The sequence below is a fragment of the Duncaniella sp. B8 genome (assembly GCF_005304985.1).
Classification (GTDB): Bacteria; Bacteroidota; Bacteroidia; order Bacteroidales; family Muribaculaceae; genus Duncaniella; species Duncaniella muris.
This window is the reverse complement of the sequence record NZ_CP040121.1, coordinates 1,170,710-1,195,823: the sequence shown is the minus strand read 5'-3', so window position 1 is coordinate 1,195,823 and position 25,114 is coordinate 1,170,710. Positions and strand designations below refer to the sequence as shown.

At 55.9% G+C, this 25,114-nt stretch carries 15 protein-coding genes; 8 read left to right on the top strand and 7 right to left on the bottom strand.

Annotated elements, in window-relative coordinates; all coding sequences use genetic code 11:
* The first annotated feature begins 11 nt into the window (after nt 1-11).
* Nucleotides 12-2,555: a glycoside hydrolase N-terminal domain-containing protein gene (locus tag FDZ78_RS05310; RefSeq protein ID WP_123397952.1), complete on the top strand. Its 2,544-nt coding sequence runs from the start codon at nt 12-14 to the stop codon at nt 2,553-2,555.
* Between the two features lie 187 nt (nt 2,556-2,742).
* On the top strand, nt 2,743-4,890 hold the full coding sequence (locus FDZ78_RS05305; protein WP_136408171.1) for a cation:proton antiporter: 2,148 nt from the start codon (nt 2,743-2,745) through the stop codon (nt 4,888-4,890).
* 50 nt (nt 4,891-4,940) lie between these two features.
* On the opposite strand, the gene meaB is transcribed toward FDZ78_RS05305, so the two are convergent.
* The 3 genes from meaB to FDZ78_RS05290 all read right to left on the bottom strand — a co-directional run bounded on the left by meaB (nt 4,941) and on the right by FDZ78_RS05290 (nt 7,573).
* The gene (gene meaB / locus FDZ78_RS05300; RefSeq protein WP_107032962.1) at nt 4,941-6,032 is read right to left on the bottom strand and encodes a methylmalonyl Co-A mutase-associated GTPase MeaB; all 1,092 of its coding nucleotides are present in this window, start codon (nt 6,030-6,032) and stop codon (nt 4,941-4,943) included.
* 69 nt (nt 6,033-6,101) lie between these two features.
* Nucleotides 6,102-7,184, bottom strand: coding sequence for a DUF1573 domain-containing protein (locus FDZ78_RS05295; protein ID WP_136408170.1), 1,083 nt, complete (start codon nt 7,182-7,184; stop codon nt 6,102-6,104).
* The gene (locus FDZ78_RS05290) at nt 7,181-7,573 is read right to left on the bottom strand and encodes a DUF1573 domain-containing protein (RefSeq protein WP_240740349.1); all 393 of its coding nucleotides are present in this window, start codon (nt 7,571-7,573) and stop codon (nt 7,181-7,183) included. The genes FDZ78_RS05295 and FDZ78_RS05290 overlap by 4 nt, the downstream gene beginning before the upstream one ends.
* A gap of 269 nt (nt 7,574-7,842) precedes the next feature.
* Here FDZ78_RS05290 and FDZ78_RS05285 point away from each other — a divergent pair, with 269 nt between their 5' ends.
* Nucleotides 7,843-8,064 carry a hypothetical protein gene (locus FDZ78_RS05285; protein ID WP_133166551.1) on the top strand — a complete coding sequence of 74 codons (222 nt, stop codon included), beginning with the start codon at nt 7,843-7,845 and terminating at the stop codon, nt 8,062-8,064.
* 189 nt (nt 8,065-8,253) lie between these two features.
* Here FDZ78_RS05285 and FDZ78_RS05280 read toward each other — a convergent pair whose 3' ends face one another.
* Nucleotides 8,254-10,530, bottom strand: a complete 2,277-nt coding sequence (locus tag FDZ78_RS05280; RefSeq protein ID WP_123397957.1) for an NADP-dependent malic enzyme — start codon at nt 10,528-10,530, stop codon at nt 8,254-8,256.
* 399 nt (nt 10,531-10,929) lie between these two features.
* Between FDZ78_RS05280 and FDZ78_RS05275 the strand changes: the two genes are divergently transcribed.
* The 5 genes from FDZ78_RS05275 (at nt 10,930) to FDZ78_RS05255 (ending at nt 20,233) form a co-directional block, all read left to right on the top strand.
* A complete protein-coding gene (locus tag FDZ78_RS05275; protein WP_107032957.1) occupies nt 10,930-11,973 on the top strand; it encodes an endonuclease in 1,044 nt (347 codons plus the stop codon).
* A gap of 51 nt (nt 11,974-12,024) precedes the next feature.
* A complete protein-coding gene (locus tag FDZ78_RS05270; protein ID WP_107032956.1) occupies nt 12,025-12,687 on the top strand; it encodes an AAA family ATPase in 663 nt (220 codons plus the stop codon).
* Nucleotides 12,688-12,754: 67 nt separating this feature from the next.
* Nucleotides 12,755-15,508: a carboxypeptidase-like regulatory domain-containing protein gene (locus FDZ78_RS05265; protein WP_123397958.1), complete on the top strand. Its 2,754-nt coding sequence runs from the start codon at nt 12,755-12,757 to the stop codon at nt 15,506-15,508.
* A gap of 42 nt (nt 15,509-15,550) precedes the next feature.
* On the top strand, nt 15,551-17,452 hold the full coding sequence (locus FDZ78_RS05260; RefSeq protein WP_123397959.1) for a DUF5689 domain-containing protein: 1,902 nt from the start codon (nt 15,551-15,553) through the stop codon (nt 17,450-17,452).
* 24 nt (nt 17,453-17,476) lie between these two features.
* Nucleotides 17,477-20,233, top strand: a complete 2,757-nt coding sequence (locus FDZ78_RS05255; protein WP_136408168.1) for a DUF5689 domain-containing protein — start codon at nt 17,477-17,479, stop codon at nt 20,231-20,233.
* A gap of 84 nt (nt 20,234-20,317) precedes the next feature.
* Here FDZ78_RS05255 and FDZ78_RS05250 read toward each other — a convergent pair whose 3' ends face one another.
* The 3 genes from FDZ78_RS05250 to secA all read right to left on the bottom strand — a co-directional run bounded on the left by FDZ78_RS05250 (nt 20,318) and on the right by secA (nt 25,058).
* A complete protein-coding gene (locus FDZ78_RS05250; RefSeq protein ID WP_107032952.1) occupies nt 20,318-20,875 on the bottom strand; it encodes a four helix bundle suffix domain-containing protein in 558 nt (185 codons plus the stop codon).
* Between the two features lie 281 nt (nt 20,876-21,156).
* Nucleotides 21,157-21,534: a hypothetical protein gene (locus FDZ78_RS05240; RefSeq protein ID WP_107032951.1), complete on the bottom strand. Its 378-nt coding sequence runs from the start codon at nt 21,532-21,534 to the stop codon at nt 21,157-21,159.
* A 113-nt stretch (nt 21,535-21,647) separates the two neighbouring features.
* Nucleotides 21,648-25,058, bottom strand: a complete 3,411-nt coding sequence (gene secA / locus FDZ78_RS05235; RefSeq protein WP_136408166.1) for a preprotein translocase subunit SecA — start codon at nt 25,056-25,058, stop codon at nt 21,648-21,650.
* Nucleotides 25,059-25,114: the final 56 nt, after the last annotated feature.

The window sequence follows — 25,114 nt, the reverse complement described above, 5'->3', positions numbered from 1 at the left end:
AACTATACCGAATGAAAAAACTTTTTATGTACATGATGATGGCCGTGACGGCTATCCCTCTTATGGCTCAGAACTATCTGACTCTGCGTTATGACCGCCCGGCCGATTACTGGCTTGAGGCCCTTCCGCTCGGCAACGGTCGCCTCGGAGCGATGGTCTACGGAGGTGTGACAAGTGACACCATCCAGATCAACGAAGACACATTCTGGGCCGGAAGTCCCTACAACAACATCAATCCCAACGCCAAAGCCCACCTGCAGGAAATACGTGACTGCATCAACCGCGGAGACTACGAGCAGGCTCAGCGTCTGGCCATGTCAAACATCACCGCTGACATCAATGTGACCGCCCACGGCATGGCCTATGAATCGCTCGGCAACATCGTGCTCGACTTCAAGACTCCGAAAGCAACCCCGACAGACTATTCGCGAACCCTCGACCTGACCGACGCAGTGGCCCGCGTGAGCTACACCGCCGACGGTGTGGGCTACAACCGCGAAATCTTCACCTCACTTGCCGACAACGTGCTTGTCATGCGTCTGACAGCCTCAAAAGGCGGCAAGATCAGCTTCACTACTTCATTCAAAGGCCCTGAAAAGGAAAAGCGCGTCAAAACCTCGGCCGAAGTAGTCAAAGGCAGCGACAATCTGCTGCGGGTAAGCTCCTTCCCCGGACAGCCGGAAATGGAGAATATCCCCAACCTCCTGCATGCCACCACCTATATACAGATCATAGCCGATGGCGGAAAGCAGAGCGCCGACCGCTCAAAAGGCACGCTGACGGTCAAAAATGCCGACAGCGCACTGATCATCGTGGCCTCCGCCACCAACTTTGAAAACTATAAAGACATTTCAGGCGACAGCGATGCCAAGGCTATGGCCGCACTCTCGGCCTTTGACCGCGACTATGCCCGCGCCAAGGCAGACCACAGCGCGCGTTATGCCTCGATGTTCAACCGCGTCAGCCTCGATCTCGGCCACAACCCCGTGCAGGAGGCCAAGCCGACCGACACCCGTATAGCCGAATTCGCCTCGTCTGACGACCCCGGTCTTGCCGCCATGTACTTCCAGTTTGGCCGCTACCTGCTCATCTGCTCCTCACAGCCCGGCACACAGCCTGCCAATCTGCAAGGTATCTGGAACCCCGATGCCGGACAGTATCCCGCATGGGACAGCAAATACACCACCAACATCAACGTCGAGATGAACTACTGGCCTGCCGAGGTCACCAACCTCAGCGAGTGTCACGATCCCTTCCTTCAGCTTGTGAAAGATGTCAGCGTCACCGGACGCGAATCGGCTGAAAAAATGTATGGATGCCGCGGCTGGACTCTCCACCACAACACCGACCTCTGGCGCTCTACCGGATCGGTCGACAATGCCTCGTGCAGCATCTGGCCAACCTGCAACGCCTGGTTCGCCTCTCACCTGTGGGAACGCTATCTCTACACCGGCGACAAGGCCTGGCTTGCATCGGTCTATCCCGTGCTCAAAGGTGCCTGCGAATTCTATCAGGATTTCCTTGTCACCGACCCGAAGAGCGGCTACAAGGTGGTCTCCCCCTCAAATTCTCCTGAAAACCACCCCGGACTCGGTTCCTATGAGGATGCCGGAGGCAAGAAACGGAGCCTTGCAGTGTTCAGCGGCGTGACTATGGACAATCAGATGGTCTACGACCTGCTCAACAACACCGCTCTTGCTGCCGGAGTGCTCGGAGTGGACAGCGAATTTGCCGCCGGCCTCGACTCGCTCAAGGCTCAGTTGCCTCCCATGCACGTAGGTCAATACGGCCAGCTCCAGGAATGGCTTGAAGACTGGGACAAGGAGCGCAGCAGCCATCGACACGTCTCGCACCTCTGGGGGCTTTATCCCGGCAACCAGATCTCGCCATACACCAACCCCGAACTCTTCCAGGCAGCCAAAAAATCGCTCATCGGACGTGGTGACGCCAGCCGTGGCTGGGCTATGGGTTGGAAAGTCTGCCTCTGGGCCCGACTGCTCGACGGCAACCACGCCATGAAGCTCATCCGCAACCAGCTCCGCCTCAAAGATCCCAACGTCACCATCAAGGATCAGGATGGCGGCACGTATGCCAACATGTTTGACGCCCACCCGCCGTTCCAGATCGACGGCAACTTCGGCTGCACCGCCGGCATAGCCGAAATGCTTGTCCAGAGCCACGACGGAGCCGTCCACCTGCTCCCCGCTCTGCCCGATGCCTGGCCCAAGGGTTCTGTCAAAGGTCTCCGCACCCGTGGCGGTTTCGAGATCACTGACATGAAGTGGGCCGACGGAAAACTCGTGTCGGCAACCGTCCGCTCGACTCTCGGCGGCAATCTCCGCCTGCGTTCCGCCTCGGCTCTCCGTCTTGCCGGCGGCCAGCCTCTGAAAGCGGCTGAAGGAGCCAACACCAACGCGCTCAACAGCGTCTACTCCATCCCGAAACCCGTTATAAAAGACAGCTCCAAGATCCCGGCGCTCGAACTTCCCGCCACCTCTCTCTATGATCTCCCCACTGAGCCGGGAGCCACTTATGTGATCGAAGCCATCCGCTGAATTCCGCAAGCCCGCGCCTCAGATCCGGCTCACTGACCATACCGTCCCCCGCTCAGGGTGCGCAATGCACTCAGAGCGGGGGACCCGCTTTTTTAGCAGCTCTTTGTTCATTCAATCAGTCTTTTCAGTGAAAATTTCATTTCAGCACTTGCGGAATTCGGGCACTTTTGAGTAATTTTGCACTGCGATGTTACTGTCATTTGCCATACCCTCCACTGCGCCTCTGATCACCGCCCCCGTACCCATATTTCTGACGGTGATGGCCATTATATTGCTGACACCTCTCGTGCTCAGCAGGCTGAAGATTCCGCAGGTAATCGGACTGATCATCGCCGGAGTCGCCGTAGGCCCCTACGGGCTCAATCTGCTTGCCCGCGACATGAGCTTCGAAGTCTTCGGCCAGGTAGGCATACTCTACCTCATGTTTCTGGCCGGAATCGAAATTGACATGTACCACCTGCGCAAGAACCTGCGCAAAGGCATGGCTTTCGGAGCCTTCACCTTTATAATACCACTGCTTTTAGGAACGCTCACCGCGATGGCCGCGCTCGGCATGCACCTGCTTGAGGCCGTGCTGCTTGCCTCGATGTTCGCAGCCCACACCCTCATAGCCTATCCTATTGTAAACCGATTCGGAGTCACCAAATCGCCGGCCGTAATCATAGCCATAGCCGGCACCATCATGACCGTGCTCGGATCGCTGATAGTGCTTGCAGGTGTTCTCGGTGTCTACCGCGACGGCTCCTTGGGCTCCTTGGTTCCGGTGCTCTTCTATCTCGCCCTCTACTGCGTAGGCATCACATATCTCTACCCACGCATAACGCGCTACTTCTTCAAGCACTACAGCGACGGCATCAGCCAGTTCATCTACGTGATGGTGGCTGTGTTCGGAGCCGCCGCCCTCGCCTCGTTCATAGGCATTGAGGGGGTGTTCGGCGCCTTCTTCGCCGGGCTGGTGCTCAACCGCTTCATCCCGGCGCGGTCCACTCTGATGGGGCGCCTTGAGTTTGTGGGCAACGCTCTTTTCATCCCTTACTTTCTTATAGGAGTCGGTATGCTGATCGACCTGCGTGTCGTGCTTGACGGCTGGGGTACCCTCTACACCGCCGCCGTGATGAGCGCCGTGGCTATGGCCTCGAAATGGCTCGCCGCCCTTGTCACTCAGAAAGTCTACGGGCTGACACCGGTTGACCGCTCCATGATGTATCAGCTCTCCAACGCCCACACCGCCGTGGCCCTCGCAGTGGTCATGATCGGCTATGAACTGCATCTGTTTGATATCCAGGTGCTGAACGGCACGGTGGTCATGATCCTTGTCACCTGCACAGTCTCATCATTTGGAACCGAGCGGGCAGCCTCGCGCATCAAGGTCCAGATGCTTGAGCAGGAAGAGGAAGAAAACTCTAAAGACGATTCCGCCGCCCATCCGCGCACCCTGATAGCCATCTCGAATCCGCTGACAGCCCCCGGAATTGTAGACCTCGCCCTCTCGATGCGCTTCCCTGACAGCTCTGTGGCGGGCGATCTTTATGCGCTGCATGTGCGCAACGACAATTCTGCGTCGGCCCGTGCCATAGGCCGCAATTCTCTTGACGTGGCCGAAAGAGCCGCTGCAGCCGTCGAGACCACGCTAACTCCCATAGAGCGCTTCGATCTCAACTTCATAACCGGAGTGCTCAACACAATGGAGGAGCGTGACATAACCGAACTGATCGTAGGCCTCCACCGTCGCACAAGCATCATCGACTCTTTCCTTGGCGAGAAAGTGGAGCAGCTTCTGCGCTCCACCAATCGCATGGTGGTCATGCCGCGCTGCTTCATCCCGCTCAACACTGTCACCCGCATCCTTGTGGCCGTGCCGAAGAAAGCCCAGTTCGAAACCGGATTCCGCCGCTGGGTGCAGGCCGTAGGCAACCTCTGCCGCCAGATAGGCTGTCGCATTGAATTCTGGTGCGAGGAGTCGACTGTGCCGCTGATCCGCACGGTCGTAAGACAAAGCAACCTCGGCATACGGATGTCGTTTGCCGAGGTTAGAAGTTATGACGATTTCGTGTTGAAATCAGCGGAAGTCAATGACGATGATCTGCTCATAGTGGTGAGTGCGCGCCGCTCATCGGTATCGTTTGACAGTGACATGGACACCGTGCCGGAATATCTGCAGAAATACTTTGCCAATACAAATCTCATAGTGCTCTATCCGGGCCAGTTCGGCACCGAAGCTCCGATGACTATGGCCGAGACTATGGCCACCGATATCGTGTCGGCCCCGAACCCGCTCTATCGTTATACTATGGCGCTTGTCCGCCGTCTGCGCAGGGTTCTCAGCCATCGCTGAGAGAGCCTTTCATCCCGGATTTTGAACAGTCCGGCTCAGAACAGACCCATTCAGAGCGAGCGGTTGAAATAGCGGTCGAGAATATCGCGGGCGGCTGTAAACGAGCTTTGCTGATTGTTCAGCACACGGATCTCCTTGGCGGCAAGCATCTGCTCGATTTCAGGATTATTGTAGAAATGGGCGCGGAGCTGCTCATCGATCGTCTCATACATCCAGTAGCGGGCCTGCTGACTGCGCTTGCGCTCGAAATAGCCGTTTGCGTCCACAAAGGCGAAATAGCGGTCTATCATGTCCCACACCTCAGGAATTCCCAGTTCGAAATAACCCGAATAGGTCAGCACCTCCGGGCTCCAGCCTGATTCCGTAGGCGGAAAGAGGTGGAGAGCACTGCGGAACTGTGCCTGCGCGAGCTGTGCGCGCTGAATGTTGTCGCCGTCGGCCTTATTGATCACTATACCGTCAGCCATCTCCATGATGCCGCGCTTGATGCCCTGGAGCTCATCGCCGGTGCCGGCGAGCTGGATCAGAAGGAAGAAGTCGACCATCGAGTGCACGGCTGTCTCGCTCTGGCCCACACCTACGGTCTCCACAAAGATATTGTTGAAGCCGGCGGCTTCGCAGAGCACTATGGTCTCGCGCGTCTTGCGGGCCACGCCGCCGAGCGATCCTGCCGAAGGGCTGGGGCGGATAAAGGCGTCAGGGTGCACCGAAAGTTTCTCCATGCGGGTCTTGTCGCCGAGAATACTCCCTTTGGTGCGTTCGCTTGACGGATCGATGGCAAGCACGGCAAGTTTGCCGCCCCCCTTGAGTACGTGGAGCCCGAAAACGTCTATAGAGGTACTTTTGCCGGCTCCGGGCACTCCCGTGATGCCTATGCGGCGCGACTTCCCGGAGTGGGGCAGACATTTCTCTATCACCTCCTGGGCTATGGCCTGATGGTCGGGCGAAAGGCTTTCCACGAGGGTCACGGCGCGGGCGAGGGTGGTGATGTCGCCCTTGAGTATTCCTTCCACGAGTTCGCCCGCGCTCGGCAGCGCCTTGCGCTTGCGGCGTTTGAGATAGGGGTTGACTACCGGAGGCTGGCTCACGCCCTTGTTGACGGTGAGGCCGCCGAACTGATCGTCGTTTTCAATATGTTCCATGACTGATGTGATGCTTGACTGTGTGTGGGTCTATGAGTGAATGCTTGGAGACTGTTTTCTGACAACCTCTTATTTTACTTCGGCAACTACGCGGACCATAGTCGAGGGATGGTCCGGATCATTGGCTATGATATTGATGCGGGCGTTGAGCAGTTCGGTGTCGCCGATGAGGGCCGGATTGACCGTCACCTCCACCTTCTCGCTCTTACCCGGTTTGATCTTGTCGGATTTGAGTCTGACATCCACAGCCTTTTCCGGACAGTGGATGCGGCGGATCAGCAGATTCGACTTACCTTTGTTGACGATGGTAAACGTGCGCTTCAGCGGAGCGTCGCCGCGGATGATGCGCCGCAGGTCAATGGCAGTCTCGTCAGTGTCTATCACCGGAGCGTTGGCGCGCTCCTTGGCTGTGAGCTTCGAGAAATCCTCGCCTATGATGGCCACGGTCTCGATCTTCATCCGCTCGGCCGATCCGGCATCGGGAGCTATCGTCATCGAGTCGGTCACTATGCCCCAGGTCTTGACCCGGTCACCGTGAAACACGGTCGAGATCACGAATCTGTCGCCCGGCGGAACTTCGGCCGGCTGCATGATCACATTTATATATGACGGCTTGCTGATCACCTGCGGGCGGATCGTATCGGCCGACGCATTGTAGCATTCGAGATACTGCCCGCCGGTATGGCCGCTGTAGATATTTCCGTAGCTTATCATGTCGCCGCGCAGTTTCATCGGGCCGAGCGTCAGCGGGAAGCGCGATTTCAGAGTGTTTGACGCGCCGATCACAGTGCCCTGGATGGTCAGTGACGTGCGCTTGGGGTCTGAATCGAGATCGACGTTGACGTATTTCACGAAGCGTCCCGGCCGCCCCTTGGGGTCGAAGCCCACGCGGATCACGGCCGTGTCGCCCGGAGCTATCGGATCGCGCGAATACTCCGGTTTGGTGCATCCGCAGTTGGCACGCGCGCTGATTATGGCTATAGGCTCGTCAGAGGCGTTGACCAGGCGGAAGTCACAGTAGACAGTGCCCAGATCCTCGTCAAAAGCCCCGAAATCGTGCTTCTGTTCAAGCCAGATACCCCGGCCGTCGGCATGGGCCATGAAAGCCGCCGAGCCTAAGAGCATGGCGGCGATAGTGCGCAGTCTGATCATTTGGTTTCAGGAATGATTACACCGTTAAACGTAAGGTTGATGCGTGATTTCGTGGCGTTTGACTTCACCTTGACCGTGCGGTTGAACTCTCCGGCGCGTCCCTTGGGCTGGAAAGTAATCTTTATCTCGCCTTTTTTGCCCGGAGCTATTGGCTTTTTGGGGAAAGAGGGCTTGGTGCAGCCGCAGCCGCCGTTGCTCACATTGATGATGGTCAGCGGAGCCGATCCGGTGTTGGTGAACTCATAGACGGCGGTGACAGCACCCCCGTCGGCCTTGATGGTGCCGAAATCGTGGGCGGTTTTGACAAATGTCATTTCGGCTTTGTCTTTGGCGCTTGCGCTTATGATGGCAGTGACTGCCAGCAACAGTACGAGGAATATTTTTTTCATAATCTATACTTGGTCAGTGGTTTTTGATATCTTGAATTACAGATGAAACGACAGTCGGTCATTTCTGGATATGACACCTCCCGGCCGAAATGGTTTAACCGGGCATTAGCCACAAAATTACGCAAAATACATGAGAAAAAATTAAACGGTGATAAACATTTTTATCATAACTAACGTTAGAAATCCTGAAGGTGTTCAACGCCTGATCATACTTAAGAGGTGGTTTAAAAACAACCTTATATAGATTAACTCACGTTTACCTGCTGATTATGAGACGCAAGAGATTTTTCGCTTATATTATCGGACTCCTGTTGGCCTTTGTCGGGTCCGGCCTGACAAGTTCTTGCGGCACAGTAAGAACCCATTGGGGCATGGAGCATGAATATAAATATGACTTCCCTGACGGAGGCGACCATCACCATCATAAAAAGCATAAGAAACATAAGAAGCACAAGAAGCACCATCATCATCACGATGATGACGATGATTGATCGCCTCTTGGAGCCATGAGCCCTGGGCCGGCCACGCATCGCAGCCTCGTCCGTATCACTCATGCTGTCAGCTATCGGCCAAGATAAATTAGTTTTATAAAGAAACCCGGAAGAGCATCCGTAACAAACGCTCTTCCGGGTTTAGGTTTTTTAGAGGGTGTTTTATGGCAACACCCTCCCGGCTGTTTCTTACTTCATGTTTTCGAGAGTGGCGGCGTCGAGGCCTGCGATGGCGATGACATTGATGATGTCACGCACCTCCGCGTCAACGTTCATGAAGTGGACAGGCTTCTTCAGACCCATCTGGATCGGGCCGATCGACTCGCCGACACCCATTTCAAGCATGATGCGGTAAGCCGCATTGGCCGCGCTGAGGTTGGGGAACACCAGTGTGTTGACATCCTTGCCGTAGAGGCGGGTGAAGGGATAAGCCTTGTCGCGCACGGCGCGGTTCAGGGCATAGTTGACCTGCATTTCGCCGTCTACGATCATATCCGGATTCTCCTCATGGAGTTTGCTGACAACGTTGTGCACCGTCTTCGGCTCGGTTTCAGAATTGGTGCCGAAGTTCGAGTATGAGACGAGGGCCATGACAGGCTCGTGGGCGAAGAACTTCACCGCATCGTGGGCCAGACGGGTGATGTCGGTCAGAGTCTCCTCGTCGGCGGTGCCGTTGATCATGGTGTCGGCCAGGAAGTATGTGCCCTTCGAGGTTTCGAGCACATGCATGGCTGCGAAGTGCTTGAACCCGTCGCGCAGACCTATCACCTCGCGGGCTATGTCCGCGGTAGGATTGTTGGCCGAGCGGGTTCCGGCAATGAAGGCATCGGCATCGCCGGTCTCCACCATCATCATGCCGAAATAGTTGCGGTCAAACATCTTGTCGAGAGCGCTTTCGAAATTCTCGCCCTGGCGCTGGCGCTTGGTGGTCAGCATGGCCGCATAGCGTTCGCGGCGCGGAGCCTCGCGGTCGTGGCGCAGGTTGACGATCTCGATTCCCTCTATGTTGAGGCCGAGGCGCTGGGCGCGTTTCTCGATCATCTCCTCGTTGCCGAGCAGGATGGGGATGCACAGACCGTCGGCAGCAGCGATGGCGGCGGCGCGGAGCATATTGTCGGTATTGGCCTCGCCGAAGGCCACTCGCTTCGGGTTGGTGCGCGCTGCCTCGTTCAGGCGGCGGGTAAACTTGCGGTCGTTGCCTTTGAGAAGACGGAGTTTTTCGTCATATTCGTCCCAGTCGGTGATCGGGCGGCGTGACACTCCGCTGTCCATTGCGCCTCTGGCCACAGCGGGAGCCACTGATGTGAGCAGGCGCGGGTCAAAGGGGGTGGGGATGATGTAGTCGCGGCCGAAGTGGATGTCTGAGCGGTTGTAGGCAGCGCTCACCACCGGTGGTACGGGTTTCTTGGCGAGTTCTGCAATGGCCCTTACGGCATAGATCTTCATCGTCTCGTTGATCTCCGACGCGCCGCAGTCAAGAGCGCCGCGGAAGATGTAGGGGAAGCCCAGCACATTGTTGATCTGGTTGGGGTAGTCCGAACGGCCTGTGCCCATGATGATGTCGGGGCGGGCGGCCATTGCTGTCTCGTAGGCGATCTCCGGATCGGGATTGGCCAGAGCGAACACGATAGGCTTCGGTGCCATGCTCTTGACCATTTCAGGGGTCACCACATCCTTGACCGAGAGGCCGAGGAACACATCGGCGTCAACCATAGCCTCGGCCAGGGTCGTGATCTCGCGCGAGGTGGCAAACTGTGCCTTCTGCGGGTTAAGGTCTGTGCGCTTGTGGCTGATGACACCCTTGCTGTCACACATCACCACGTTTTCCATCTTCACGCCAAGAGCGCAGTAGAGCTTGGTGCATGACACGGCTGCCGCGCCTGCGCCGTTGACCACCAGACGAATCTCTTCTATCTTCTTGCCCTGGATCTCGATGGCGTTGAGCAGAGCGGCGGCCGAGATGATGGCCGTGCCGTGCTGGTCGTCGTGCATCACGGGGATGTTCATTTCGGCCTTCAGGCGCTCTTCGATTTTGAAACACTCAGGCGCCTTGATGTCTTCGAGGTTGATGCCGCCGAAAGTCGGGCCGAGAGCCTTGACGATATCTATAAACTTGTCGGGGTCGGTCTCGTCGACTTCAATGTCAAAGCAGTCGAGACCCGCGAATATTTTGAAAAGCAGACCCTTGCCTTCCATCACGGGCTTGCCGGCCAGAGCGCCGATATTGCCCAGACCGAGCACTGCCGTGCCGTTGGAGATCACGGCCACAAGATTGCCCTTGTCGGTATATTTGTAAACATCGTCAGGATTGTCTTTGATCTCAAGGCAGGGATAGGCCACGCCGGGAGAGTAGGCCAGGGCCAGGTCGGCCTGGGTGGCATAGGGTTTGGTGGGGATTACTTCGATTTTTCCGGGGCGCGGATAACGGTGATAGTCCAGCGCCATTTCTTTTGTGACTTTTGCCATGTTAATTGGTATGGTGTGTGTATGTTGATGATCAGTATATTCTAAAACAATCTTATAGAATAATAGTTTTCTGACAAATCGTTGCCAAATCACTCGCAAAGTTAACAAAAATCTGTTAAGAGAGTCATTCTGCCGACAATAATAAAGCTGACGTTTAACAATAATTTAATCAATAAAGTTTAACGGAGCCTCTCGCCGAGGCTTATCTTCTGATTGTCAGCACAGACCGTTCAGCAATTTTCAGTCTGCAGTGATAATTTTTTAGCCGCTAATATTGGGATAGATGTGAAATAATTACTATTTTTACACCGTGATAAAGAGCCGTGGCGCATATCTGTTGTGTCCGGCTTGTATTATTGTCTTTTAAAAACTTCTCGTAAAATACTGTTGATCAATCTTATGAAGAGGATTTTCCTACTCCCGCTGTTGGCTGTGCTGATGGCGTTTGGTGCGTCGGCCCAGTCTGACCCGAAGCAGCCCCTCGTCTACGGGGTGGCTTTTTACAACCTTGAGAATCTGTTTGACACCATCAACAACAACGGCCAGTATGACCTTGAATTCTCTCCCAACGGTGCCCGTCAGTGGAACGGTTCCAAATACTGGAGCAAAATCAACAATCTGGCCTACTGCATCTCCAAGATGGTGACCAAAAACACTCCGATGGGCCCGGCAATCATCGGTGTCTCTGAAATTGAAAACAAAAGCTGTCTCGACGACCTCGTGCGCGCCAAAGACATCCGCCAGTGGCGTCTGCAGGTCGTGCACCACGACTCGCCTGACCGCCGCGGCGTCGACGTAGGCCTCCTCTACAACCCCCGCCTATTCAAAGTCCTCGATGTCACAAACCACCGCCTTGTGATTCCGGGCTACGAAAGCTTCCGCACACGCGACCAGATGTGTGTTACAGGTATCCTTGGCGGAGACACCGTCAGCGTCATCGTCAACCACTGGCCCTCGCGCCTTGGCGGACAGGAGCGTTCGAGCTACCTGCGCGAAGCAGCGGCATCTTTGTCAAAGCAGATCGCCGACTCCCTCTGGGCCATCCGTCCCAACCAGGGTGTGATAATCATGGGCGACCTCAATGACGACCCCCAGGACAAATCATGTGCCGTAAGCCTCGGCGCGCAGCGCGACGAGAAAAACGTCGGACCTCACCAGTTCTACAATCCCTGGTGGAAAATCCTCGACCGCGGCATCGGCACCCTCGCCTACAAAGGCCAGTGGAACCTCTTTGACCAGATAATCGTCTCCGGAACACTCCTCAACAAAAACGGCGCGCGCCTCTGCTACAGAACCTGCAAAGTCAACAACTTCGACTTCCTCTTTGACACCGAAGGCCAGCGTCAGGGTTACCCCAAACGCACATTTGCAGCCGGCGCATGGCTCAACGGATACTCCGATCACTTCCCGACTGAAATCTTTCTGCAGGTAACACGCCGGTAAGCGCCCGTCCAACAGGGATTCTTGTTTAACCACCTTAATATATTGTACAGGATGGACAACGATTCCAGCCCACGCATCTCTCACCGCCCTCCGTTTGTCATCACCGTCGGACGACAGTTCGGCAGCGGAGGCCGTGAACTGGGCAAAGCCCTCGCCGACGCTCTCGGCATAGCCTACTACGACAAGGAACTGCTTGTCGAATCGGCCAAACTCGCCGGAGTAAACCCCGAATTCTTCCAAAAGAAAGACGAGCGCTTCCCAACCTTCCTTCAGGGTCTTTTCAGCTTCTCGATGGGCGTGACACCGATGTGTTACTACACCGGAGCATCATCAATCTCCGATGACGGACTCTACAAAAGCATCAGCGACTTCCTGCGGTCCGTTGCCCAGGAAAAATCGTTTGTGGTGGTAGGCCGAAGCTCCGACTACATCCTGCGCGACCATCCCCGCTGCGTCAACATCTTTGTCCACGCTCCGATGGCCGACTGTGTGCGCCGCATAATGGGCCGAAACGATGCCCTCGCCGCCGACAAAGCCGAAGCAATGGCCCGCAAGACCAACAAATGGCGCGCCGACTACTACAACTTCTTCACTGACAAGACCTGGGGCGATGCCAAAAGCTACGACCTCACGCTCGACTCCTCACGCCTGCAGATGAAAGACAACGTAGAACTCGTCAAAGCCTACCTCCGCCTGCGCGGATTCATCGACTGACACCGGACATAACCGGATTGAAAAAAAAACGACATCAAAACATCAAAAATCATATTATCAATAATTTATGAGACTGAAACTGTTTCTGCTACTGCTGCTGACGGCCGTAATACCGTCGCTTGCACAGACCACAGGCGTAGCCGGTACCGTTGTCGACTCCAACACCGGCGTTCCCGTTTCGGGCGCAACTGTGATGCTCGACAACCAGGGACTCCAGGCAACGACCGACCCTTCGGGCGAGTTCCGAATTTCCACCGCCAAAGCCGGAGATGACATGCTTGTCATCGTGGCCTACGGCTATCAGGACGTCACGATGAACGTCAACATCGTCAACGGAGTCATCGACAACCTCGGCATCATCAAGATGCTCGACTCGAACCTCAACAACGTCTTCTATGAAGATCAGAATGACATGCTCTTCGACCAGAACCTCCTTGAAGACGAAGAAGGATCGGCACAGTCGATAGCAGCCCTCACCGGCGCCAGCGACGACGTCTACTACAACTCCGCAAGCTACGACTTCCAGCCCATGCGCTTCCGCATTCGCGGCTACGACTCCAAATACTCCGAAACCTACATCAACGGTGTGAACTTCAATGACATGGCCCGCGGACGTTTTAACTACTCCACCCTCGGCGGCATGAACCGCGCTTTCCGTGACCGCACTGCGGCTCTCGGCCTCGGAGCAGCCGCATTCGGCTTCGGCAACATCGGCGGCGCAACTGACATCAACACCCGCGCCTCGCACTACGCTCCCGGCTTCAACGGATCGCTTGCCTACACAAACTCAAACTACATGCTCCGCGCTATGGCTATGTACTCGACCGGTCTCAACAAGAACGGCTGGGCATTCACAGTCTCAGCAATCGGACGCTATGCCAATGAAGGCGTGATCGACGGAACTTTCTACAACTCCTTCGGCCTCTTCGCCTCGCTTGAAAAAGTGTTCAATGACAAGCACTCATTGAACCTCACAGTTTGGGGAGCCCCCACCCAGCGCGCCACCAACTCCGCAACCTACGAAGAAGCCTACCAGCTCACCGGCAACAACCTCTACAACCCCAACTGGGGCTGGCAGAACGGCGAGAAGCGCTCTTCAAAGATTGTTGAGACATTCGACCCCACTGCCGTGCTCAACTGGATCTGGAAACCCAAAAACGGAACCACACTGAACACCGGTGCCGCATTCCGCGCCGTCAACTACTCTACCTCGGCTCTCAACTGGTACAACGCCGCCGACCCCCGTCCCGACTACTACCGCTACCTCCCCAGCTACTTCGCCGACAACCAGGAAGCCTTCAACCTCTACACCGACCTCTGGCGTCACGATGACAGCTTCCGTCAGATCAACTGGGACAAGCTCTACCAGGCCAACTACCTCAACAACCAGTTCGGACGCGGTGGAAACCCCGACAACCACTCATCGAGCTACATCCTTGAGAACCGCCACAGCAATCAGCTGAACTTCATGTTTAACTCTCTGCTCAACCACCGTCTCAACGACCACATGACCCTCCAGGCCGGCGTAAGCTTCAACTACACCCGCGCCCACTACTACAAGACCATCCGCGACCTCCTCGGAGGTGAATACTGGCTCGACATCGACCAGTACAGCGAACGCGACTTCCCCAGCGACCCGCAGATGCTCCAGAACGACCTCCGCAACCCCAGCCGCCGTGTAGGCAAGGGCGACACCTTCGGTTATGACTACTACATCAACGCCCTCCACGGTGACTTCTGGCTCCAGAACATCATCACCCTTCCCCAGTGGGACATCAACTACGGCCTCAAGATCGGCTACACCCAGTTCTTCCGTGACGGCCAGATGCAGAACGGCCGCGCTCCCGAAAACTCCTACGGCAAGGGCGCTACCCACCGCTTCGACACAGGCGCTCTCAAAGCAGGCGCGACCTACAAGATCGACGGACGCAACTTCATCTCGGCCCACGCCGGATATGAGACCGTAGCACCCCTCTTCGAATATGCCTACATCTCGCCCCGTATCAAAGACACCGCCATTGACGGCCTCCAGAACGAACGCATCCTTTCAGGCGACATATCATACTCCTGGAACTACCGCCGTTTCCGCGGTGCAATCACCGGATTTTGGACCGAAATGTTCGACCAGACCGAACGCTCATCTTTCTATGACGACCAGTACTCAACATTCATGAACTACGTGCTCAAGGGCGTACACACCCGCTACAAAGGCATCGAGATCGGCGCAGCCTACAAGATCACTCCCTCGCTCACCCTCTCGGCAGCCGCAACCTTCGCACGTTATCAGTACAAGAACCGCCCCGAAGGCACACGCTCATATGAAAACGGCATGATGGACGACATCAACCAGACCGTTTATCTCAAGAACTTCTACATCGGCGGAACTCCACAGACCGCAGCCAACATCGGCATCGACTGGGCTGCCCCCAAATCATGGTTCTTCAACGTGAACGCTTCATGGATGGGCGACGCCTACGTAAACCTCTCGCCGATCCGCCACGAGGCTCTTCCCGACCTCTGGGAGAAATATCCCACTCTTGAGGAACTCGAAGCCAAGATGGGCCAGCTCGCCGAGCAGGACAAGCTCAAAGACGCCTTCGTCCTTAACGCATCTGTCGGCAAGCTCGTCTACATCAACCGCAAGATCTCGATGAACTTCAACCTCAACGTTGAAAACATCCTCAACAACAAAAACATCCAGACCTACGCCTACCAGCAGGGCCGCTTCGACTACACCAACTACGACTCGACCAAATACCCCAACAAGTATTTCTACGCCCAGGGCATCAAGGTCTATCTCAACGTAGGCATCCGCTTCTGATTTCTGTCACAACATCAATCCCCAAAAAGATCATAAATATATATGAAGCTATATAAATCAATATTCGCCGTGCTCGCCGTCGCCGCCACATCTGGCGCTCTCGTCAGCTGCGACGACGACCTCGACCGTCCGCCGGTGATTGTACCCGTGGCCACCTACGAGGCCAACACTTCGATCGCCGAATTCAAGGAACTTTTCTGGAATGCGGCTCAGAACAACACTCCGGAGACCATCCCCGTCAACGCCGACGGTGACAGCATCATCCTCGCCGGACGTGTCATATCATCAGACCAGAGCGGCAACGTCTACCAGCGCATCTACGTCCGCGACGAAAGCGGCGCGATGGACTTCCGCATCTACGGCTACGATCTCAATGAGAGCTACCACATGGGCCAGGAAGTGCGCATCAACGTCACCGGCCTCCTCGTGGGCGGCTACGGAACCCAGATGCAGATCGGCGTCTGGTACACCAACCCCAACACCGGATCGACAAGCCTTGGCGGCATGGACAAGGAAGAATTCATCCGCCGCGCACAGCGCCAGGGTCTACCCGCTGCGACAGACGCCGAGCCATACACCGTCAAGATCTCCGACCTCGAAGCCTGGAAAAACGACAAGGAAAAACTCATCCAGTGGCAGTGTCAGCTCGTCAAGATCGAAAACGTAAGCTTTGACGGCGGCGGCCAGGAGGCTTGGTGTAACAACCCCGGCCAGACCGGATCAACCAACCGCACTCTCAAGGACGCTGAAGGCAATTCAATCACTGTCCGCACAAGCGACAAGTCAAAATTCGCCTCACAGATCCTACCCAAAGGCACCGGATCTGTTGTGGCTATCCTCGGCTACTACAACGGCACCTGGCAGCTCACCGTCATGGACCCACAGTCAGGCTGTATCGACGGATTTGAATTCGTGGATGCCCCCTCAGGCCCTTCAGGCGATGCAATCTTCTCTGAAACCTTCGCTACAGGCCTCGGCAAATTCAAAGCCGTCAATGACCTCCTCCCTGAAGGTGTGTCTGAAATCTGGAAATACGACTCCCACAAATACGCTATCGCCACAGCCTACATCAACAAAGCCAACTACGCTTCTGACTCATGGCTCGTGTCGCCCGAAATCGACCTCTCGGCCCAGTCAGCAGCCTTCCTGAGCTTCGACCAGGCCCTCAACTTCTTCGCCAGCATCGAAACTGCCAAGACCGAGACCTCCGTCTGCATCCGTGAAGCCGGAACAACCGCATGGACCGTCCTCTCGGTTCCCGCCTATCCGGCCTCAATGTCATGGAACTTCGCAAACTCAGGCGACATTGACCTTGCGGCCTTCATCGGCAAGAAAGTCGAAATCGGCTTCCACTACACCTCCACAGCCTCCAAGGCCGGAACATGGCAGATCAGAAACGTGCTCATCGAGACCACCGCAAACCATCCCGTCACCCCTGACACCCCCGTCAATCCCCCGGTGGCAGGCGATGCAATCTACAGCGGCCTCTCTGAAAACGCCACTTCGATCGACTGGACCTTTGAAGACAACTCGGCCGAAAACGTCAACGAAATCTGGGCCTGGAAAAGCTACAACGGTCTCTACTATCTCAACGCAAGCGCCTTTGTAGGCGGCGTGGCCTATCCCGCCACTGCCTACGCCTGCTCACCCGTCATCGACCTTACAGCCGTCACTTCGGCCAAAATGACCTTCGATCAGACCGCCAAATTCCAGACCACACTCCGCACTCTCTGCTCGGTGGTTGTCCGCGAGGAAGGTGCCTCGGACTGGACTGAACTGACAGTTCCCGCATGGCCCGCAGCCGGAAGCTGGGACTTCGTCTCAGCCGGTGAGATCGACCTCTCGGCCTATGCCGGCAAGAAGATCCAGGTTGGATTCAAATACGGCTCTTCTGCTGAAGGAGCTGACACCTGGAGAGTCAAAAACCTTAAGATTACCGAGTAATAATCCAAAGATACTCTGAAAATTATGAGAATATTCAATAAATACATAGGACTCCTCTTCGCCGCGACCCTGGGCTTCACCGCTTGCCAGGACGATTTCGACGATCCCGCAATGTCCTCTCCCTCCTCGGCCTGGCTTGCCGACAGCGAGAACTATCAGCTCATGTCGATCAACGACTTCAAGACCGAATACTGGCAGGATGCTGAAAACTACTACGCCACCGTAGGTGCCGCGGCTGACGGCAAGCGTGTGCTCGTCAAAGGCCGCGTGATCTCATCTGACGCTTCAGGCAACATCTACAAGTCGCTCATCATCCAGGACGCAACCGGCGCGCTCGCAATGAGCATCAACGCCAACTCGATGAACAACAAATATCGTCGCGGACAGGAACTCGTCATCGACGTAACCGGCATGACAGTCGGCAAATACGCAGGTCTCCAGCAGCTCGGCTTCCCCGAAGACTCCGAGTCATACGGCGCACAGACCACCTTCATGCCCTACGAATTCTTCGAACAGCATGTCCAGATGCAGGGCCTGCCCGCTCCCGCCGATCTCGACACCATCACCATCCGCTCGCTCTCTGAAATCTCAGGAGGCGGCGCCGCCACCCTCGTGAAATGGCAGAGCCAGCTCGTGCGTTTCAACGACTGCTACTTCGCCGACGGCGGCAAGGAAACCTTCGCCACAAGCAAGGAAACTGTCAACCGCACACTCACCCTCTCTGACGGAAGCTCGATGGTGGTACGCACAAGCGGCTACTCCAACTTCTACTCCGACGTCCTACCCGAAGGCCACTTCGACATCGTCGGCATCCTCGGCTATCACTCAAATGGCGGCTGGCAGCTCACCCTCATCGACCGCAAGGGCTGCATGAACGTCGGCAACCCCACCCAGGGCCCCGGAGCCGAAGACAACCCCTACACCGTAGATGAAGCCGTATCGGTAATCAACGGCGGAGGCTCAGACAACAACATCTGGCTCACAGGCTACATCGTTGGTGCCGTAGCTCCAGGCGTACAGTCTGTGACCTCCAATACCGACATCCAGTTCGGTGCCGAAGTAGACCTTGACAACACCCTCGTCATAGCCTCAGACCCCGAATGCAAAGACTGGACCAAGTGCATGGTCGTATCTCTTCCCCAGGACTCGCCCCTCCGCCAGTACGGCAACCTCGCCGACAACCCCGGCAACTACAAGGCGCAGATCTGGCTCAAAGGCAACCTCGGAACCCTTCTTGACATGGCAGCCCTCACCGGCAACAACGGCGCAGCCGCCAACTTCCGCATCGACGGACTCGACATCCCCGACACCGGCGGCAACCTCGACCCCGACTTCAACACCATGAACAACGGCGAAGCCACCGGCTACTACGTCAACCTCACCTCGGCCACCGGCTGGACCGCAACCAACTCGCAGCTCCTCCGCGGAGGTGACTCAGACGCAAGCCCCGTGTTCAAAGTCTTCGGCGACGCCTCTGTATTCGCCGTAGGCCTCAACGGCAACACCTCCAAGCCCGGCATACTCACCTCACCCACACTCTCAGGAGGTCTCAAGACCCTCTCGTTCTACTACACCCAGGTGTTCAATGACAACGGCAAAGCCAAACTGACCATCAACATCAAGCAGAACGGCACCATAGTAGCCTCCGACATCCTTGAAAAGTCAGGCATCACTAAATTCGAGAAATGCGTCTACAGCCACGACTTCAATATCACCGGCTCCTACGTCCTCGAAATCATCAACGAATGCCCCTCAGGCCAAGCAGTCAACAAAGACCGAATCGCTATCTGGAACCTCACCGACGGAACCATCTCCGGAGGTGACACCCCCGTAGACCCCACCCCCGGCAACGCCGTGACCTCGCTTGATGAAACCTTCCCCAACAAGCAGATCCCCGCTGACTGGACCCTCGTCAAAGCCGCCGGCGACAAAGCCTGGTATGCCACCGTCTTCAACGACCTTCCCTATGCGGCATGCACCGGTTACAAAGGCACCACCCCGCCTTACGACTCATGGCTCATCAGCCCCGCTGTAGACCTCTCGAAAGTCACTGACAAGAAACTCTCCTTTGACACCCAGGTCAACGGCTACGGCTCAACAACCACCGTCTTTGAAGTCTACGTAATGACCTCGGCCGATCCTGCCACAGCCACCAAGACCAAGCTCAACCCCGCGCTCCCTACAGCACCTGACAGCGGCTACTCTTCATGGCTCAACTCAGGCGAGCTTGACCTCAGCTCATTCAGCGGCATCGTCTACATCGGCTTCCGCTACTATGCCACAACTGACACCCAGTACGCCACCTGGTGTGTGACCAACGTCAAGCTCAACGCCGGCGGCGGTGAAAATCCCGGCCCCGTAGATCCAACCCCCACCCCCGGCCCCGCTGATGGAAGTGGAACAGAAGCAGATCCCTATTCAGTAGCCAAAGTGATTGCCCTTAACGCAACTGATAAGACCACCCCTGCTGAAGGTTGCAAAAGTGTCTATGTAAAAGGTTATATAGTCGGTTTTATGCCGTCAAACAAAACAGTGCTTTCAAATACCCAATTTACAGCAGAAGGCGCTGTGAATACAAACCTTGTTTTAGCTCCGACGGCTGATTGCAAAGATTATAACCTTTGTATTCCCGTACAGTTGCCGGCAGCTGTAAGAGCGACATTGGCATTGGATGCAAATCCGACAAATTTGGGTAAATGCGTGTTGTTGCAAGGTGACATCCTGAACTATTGCAGCGTATCAGGTCTTAAGAATACTAAGTTTATAAAATTTGTAGATTAAGAAATAGAATTAGTATTATAGAAAACAAGAGGGAAAGCTTAAAACTGAGCTTTCCCTCTTGTCATTTATAGCGGTATTGAATTCTTATTTTGGATTGTTTTTGCGATATTCCAGTCTGTGGCGGGTCATTTGTTCTCTGATACCGCCTTCTTCAAGGAAATTCTTTTTGGCCCGTTCGATGAGACGGTGGAGAAGAATATCCACCTGATGAATCAGAGTTATGGCTATATTTGCGATAGTCTCCTCGCTTGAATTTTGCAGTGAATTGCGATAGAAAGCGGAATCGCAGTGCTCAGAGCATCCCTTTCTGGTGCGTATGCTTCGAGGGTCAGACAGTTCCCACTGGCAGAGGCTTCTGACACGCAGAAAGTCCTCATAGTCCGCCAACAGCTCCTGGAGGCTCGCCTTGGCGACATTATAAAGCTTGATTTCAGTCTCGCGTGAAGTAGACGAAGCCGCACAGCCCTCAGCGATATTCTGTTTGCCCGATCGCGCCGCCTGAATCATCTGATCGACAGTCCTGTCACCTCTTGACAGAAAACGGTGGGCAAACATATAAGTGACATCATAGATACACTCAGCCTTCTGATAGACGATCAGGCTTTTGTAATGACCACGTTGAGGAAGAAAGGAAGATTGCATGATAATTGAGTTTTTTTAGGATAGGTTTGAAGTTTTATTTTTGGGAGCTTTGGGAGCTTTTGGGAGTTTTTGGGAGTTCTGGGAGAGCTGGGAGTTTTGGGAGTTTTTGGGAGAGTTGGGAGCTTTGGGAGCTCTGGGAGAGCTGGGAGCTTTGGGAGCTTTGGGTGCTTTGGGAGCTCTCAGAGCTTTCAAAAAAGATTCTCAGAACTCCCAGTTCTCCCAGAACTCCCAGAGCTCTCAAAAAGGCCTCCCAAAGCTCTCAAAAAAGCCTCCCAAGTCTCTCACTCCTCCTCCACTTCCCTCAGAGGAATACCCTTCTCGATAACCTTATTGACAAAGGCCACGAAATTTATCTCCAGACCGGCTATATTCATCTCTGTAGCCAGTTCCGGGGGGAGTTGGGTGAGTTTGCTGTGGCAGCGCTCGGCAAGAGCCCAATCCGGGCCCTTCAGGTAAGCCTCAAGCTCAGCCGTCTTACCATCGTTAAGCAGAGCCTCAGCCGTAGCGAGCTGCTCCTCATAGTAAGATCTGATCTTCACAGCCTCCTTCTTTGAAATCTCGGCAGGCTCCTCGCGCAGAATACCCTCCACGCGCTTCGTGCATGAGACCGAAACCACACTGGCGGCTATAAGCACTGAAAACAAAAGTTTTTTCATCATGGATAGTTTAGCGGTTTATTTTATAAGGCAGGGGCGCATCAGTTCAGAAGCGCCCCTGCAATACTTGTTTATTCTAAGTCTGGGCCGCCGCATGGCAGCCGCCGGCACCGGGGTCAGAGACCCTTGCCGTGACAGTTCTTATACTTCTTGCCCGAACCGCAGGGACAGGGATCATTGCGGTTGATGCGCGGACCGGCCTTCACCGGCTGAGGCGCCACACGCTGCTGACCGGCACCCTGGGCTGCCGCACGCTGAGCGGCCTCGCCGGGCAGATTCTCGCGGCTTGCGCGGTATTTCGAGTAATCGTTCGCACGTTCAGGCATAGCGCGCTCAACCTTAGGCTGCGGCCTGGGGGCCTCAGTCTGCTGACGGGGAGCCTCTGCGCCCTCGTCCTCGGCCGCTGCTGCCTCACCCTCGGCATTCTCCGCCGGAGCCTCCTGCCGGGGTGCCGGCTGCTGCACATAGATCTGGCCGCGCATCAGAGTAGCCATAGCCTTAACGTTAAGATTGTTGAGCATAGCCTCGAAGAGATGGAACGACTCTACCTTATAGATCACCAGCGGATCCTTCTGCTCGTATGACGCATTCTGCACACTCTGGCGCAGCTGGTCGAGCTCGCGGAGATGCTCTTTCCAGAGCTCGTCGATGCTCACAAGCAGCACAGCCTTGTGCCATTCCTTGACGATCGACTTGCAGCCCGTACGGTAAGCCTCGTCGATATCTACCACCAGATTGAAGAATCGCTTGCCGTCAGTCATCGGAACCGCGATGCGGCCCTTGAAACCACGGTTTTCAACGCAGTCGGTGATCACCGGCTGAGCCACGTCGAGAATTCTCTGGCCCTTGCGGTCAAAAGCCTCCTGGGCAGCGGTGTGGATCTTCTCGATAGCATCTTCCTTCGACATGTTGCGGTATTCCTCCTCGGTGAAAGGAGCCTCGATGGTGAGCACCCGCAGCAGCTCCATGCTCAGCTCTTCATATTCAGCCGGGCTGTAGTTGTTGACGAGGTTCTCGATGATATCCCACATCATGTTGGCGATGTCGATGCCGATGCGTTCGCCAAGCAGGGCATGGTGGCGGCGGTTATAAATATAGGTACGCTGCTTGTTCATCACGTCGTCATACTCAAGCAGGCGTTTGCGGATACCGAAGTTGTTTTCCTCCACTCGCTTCTGGGCGTTGCCGATAGCGTTGGTCACCATGCCGCTCTCAATGCGCTCGCCCTCTTCCAGCCCCAGAGTGTCAAGCATCTTCATCACACGGTCAGTGGCGAAGAGACGCATCAGCTGGTCTTCGAACGAAACGTAGAACACCGATGATCCGGGGTCGCCCTGACGGCCTGAACGGCCGCGCAGCTGGCGGTCGACGCGGCGCGATTCGTGGCGCTCGGTGCCGATGATGGCCAGACCGCCCGCAGCCTTCACCTCAGGGGTGAGCTTGATGTCGGTACCGCGGCCCGCCATGTTGGTGGCTATGGTCACCATGCCTTTCTTGCCGGCATGGGCCACGATCTCGGCCTCCTTCTGGTGGAGCTTGGCGTTGAGCACATTGTGGGGGATGTGGCGCATGGTAAGCATTCGGCTCAGAAGCTCGGAGATTTCAACCGAAGTGGTACCCACCAGCACCGGACGGCCTTTCGACACGAGATCCTGGATCTCCTCGATAACGGCGGCATATTTCTCCTTCTTGGTCTTGTAGACTCGGTCGTTCATGTCGATGCGCGCTATCGGCTTGTTGGTCGGGATAGTGACAACATCGAGCTTATAGATGTCCCAGAACTCGCCGGCTTCGGTCTCGGCCGTACCGGTCATGCCCGCAAGCTTGTGATACATGCGGAAGTAGTTCTGCAGGGTGATGGTGGCGAATGTCTGGGTGGCGGCTTCGACCTTCACATGCTCCTTGGCCTCGATGGCCTGGTGCAGACCGTCGCTGTAGCGGCGGCCTTCCATGATACGGCCTGTCTGCTCGTCGACGATCTTGATCTTGCCTTCGTCAATCACGTATTCCACATCCTTCTCGAAGAGCGTGTAGGCCTTCAGAAGCTGGGTGACGGTGTGGACGCGCTCGGCCTTCACGGCATAGTCCTGCATCAGCTCGTCTTTGCGCTGCTGGCGCTCGGCGGCGTTCTCGATATGCTCGGTCTCCGAAAGCTGCGATGCTATGTCGGGGAGCACGAAGAACTGCGGGTCGTCAGTCTTGCCGGTCAGCTCGTCGATACCCTTGTCTGTCAGTTCCACGCTGCGGTTTTTCTCGTCGATGACGAAGTAGAGCGGGTCGGTTACCTTAGGCATCTCGCGCTTGTTGTCCTGCAGATAGTAGGCCTCGGTCTCAAGCATGAGGTTCTTCATGCCTTCCTGAGAGAGGAACTTGATGAGGGCGCCGTTCTTGGGAAGACCCTTGAACGCACGGTAGAGAAGCAGGGCGCCTTCCTTGCGGGTCTCCTTGTCGTCTGAAGCGATCTTGGTCTTGGCTTCGGCAAGGATTTTGGTGACCAGACGGCGCTGGGCCTCGACCACCTTCTCTACGTTGGGGCGGTACTGGTCGAAGAGCTGGTCGTCGCCCTTGGGAACCGGACCGGAGATGATGAGCGGTGTGCGGGCGTCGTCGATGAGCACTGAGTCGACCTCGTCGACGATCGCATAGTAGTGTTTGCGCTGCACCATGTCGGCGGGCGACATGGCCATGTTGTCGCGCAGATAGTCGAAACCGAACTCGTTGTTGGTTCCGAAAGTGATGTCACAGTTGTAGGCGGCGCGGCGCGCGGCGGTGTTGGGCTGGTGCTTGTCTATGCAGTCCACAGTCGATCCGTGGAACATGTAGAGCGGTCCCATCCACTCCGAGTCACGCTTGGAGAGGTAGTCGTTGACGGTCACCACGTGGACTCCGCGGCCTGAGAGCGAGCGCAGGAACACCGGGAGGGTAGCCACGAGGGTCTTGCCTTCACCGGTAGCCATCTCGGCTATCTTGCCCTGATGGAGCACTATACCGCCTATGAGCTGCACGCGGTAGTGGATCATGTCCCAGATGATTTCGTTGCCGCCGGCGAGCCAGTGGTTTTTCCAGATGGCGTTGTCGCCGTCGATGCTTACGAAGTCCTTGCCCTGGGCGGCCAGTTCGCGGTCAAGCTCGGTGGCCTTGACCACGATGGTCTCGTTGGCCGCAAAGCGGGCGGCTGTCTCGCGGACCACTGCGAAGACTTCGGGCAGATGCTGGTTGAGCTTGTCCTCGATCGTGTCGAGCATGGTCTTCTCGTTGCGGTCGATCTTGTCCCAGACCGGCTGGCGTTCGTCAAAGGGAAGTTCTTCCACTTCAACCTTGAGGCGGGCGTTTTCCTCCTGCTCGGCGGTTATGGCCTGGCGGATGTCGTCGCGCACGTTCTGGATGCGCTCGCGCAGCTGGTCTATGGTAAGTTGTTTCACCTCAGGCTCAAGAGCCTCGATTTTTTTTACAATTGGCTCGATCTCCTTGAGGTCGCGGGTCGATTTGTTGCCAAAAATCTTGGTGAGAAATGATTGTAAAGACATATTGATGATGAAGTTTGTTTTCTGAAAGAGTGATGAAAAAAAAAGGAGGGGGAGAG

What these genes read in the sequence shown, in the direction of transcription:
- FDZ78_RS05260 (WP_123397959.1), top strand. Translation starts at nt 15,551, where the DNA reads ATGAAGCTATATAAATCAATATTCGCCGTGCTCGCCGTCGCCGCCACA.
- FDZ78_RS05285 (WP_133166551.1), top strand. Translation starts at nt 7,843, where the DNA reads ATGAGACGCAAGAGATTTTTCGCTTATATTATCGGACTCCTGTTGGCC.
- FDZ78_RS05275 (WP_107032957.1), top strand. Translation starts at nt 10,930, where the DNA reads ATGAAGAGGATTTTCCTACTCCCGCTGTTGGCTGTGCTGATGGCGTTT.
- FDZ78_RS05305 (WP_136408171.1), top strand. Translation starts at nt 2,743, where the DNA reads ATGTTACTGTCATTTGCCATACCCTCCACTGCGCCTCTGATCACCGCC.
- FDZ78_RS05295 (WP_136408170.1), bottom strand. Translation starts at nt 7,184, where the DNA reads ATGATCAGACTGCGCACTATCGCCGCCATGCTCTTAGGCTCGGCGGCT.
- FDZ78_RS05255 (WP_136408168.1), top strand. Translation starts at nt 17,477, where the DNA reads ATGAGAATATTCAATAAATACATAGGACTCCTCTTCGCCGCGACCCTG.
- FDZ78_RS05270 (WP_107032956.1), top strand. Translation starts at nt 12,025, where the DNA reads ATGGACAACGATTCCAGCCCACGCATCTCTCACCGCCCTCCGTTTGTC.
- FDZ78_RS05240 (WP_107032951.1), bottom strand. Translation starts at nt 21,534, where the DNA reads ATGATGAAAAAACTTTTGTTTTCAGTGCTTATAGCCGCCAGTGTGGTT.
- FDZ78_RS05290 (WP_240740349.1), bottom strand. Translation starts at nt 7,573, where the DNA reads ATGAAAAAAATATTCCTCGTACTGTTGCTGGCAGTCACTGCCATCATA.
- meaB (WP_107032962.1), bottom strand. Translation starts at nt 6,032, where the DNA reads ATGGAACATATTGAAAACGACGATCAGTTCGGCGGCCTCACCGTCAAC.
- FDZ78_RS05265 (WP_123397958.1), top strand. Translation starts at nt 12,755, where the DNA reads ATGAGACTGAAACTGTTTCTGCTACTGCTGCTGACGGCCGTAATACCG.
- FDZ78_RS05250 (WP_107032952.1), bottom strand. Translation starts at nt 20,875, where the DNA reads ATGCAATCTTCCTTTCTTCCTCAACGTGGTCATTACAAAAGCCTGATC.
- secA (WP_136408166.1), bottom strand. Translation starts at nt 25,058, where the DNA reads ATGTCTTTACAATCATTTCTCACCAAGATTTTTGGCAACAAATCGACC.
- FDZ78_RS05280 (WP_123397957.1), bottom strand. Translation starts at nt 10,530, where the DNA reads ATGGCAAAAGTCACAAAAGAAATGGCGCTGGACTATCACCGTTATCCG.
- FDZ78_RS05310 (WP_123397952.1), top strand. Translation starts at nt 12, where the DNA reads ATGAAAAAACTTTTTATGTACATGATGATGGCCGTGACGGCTATCCCT.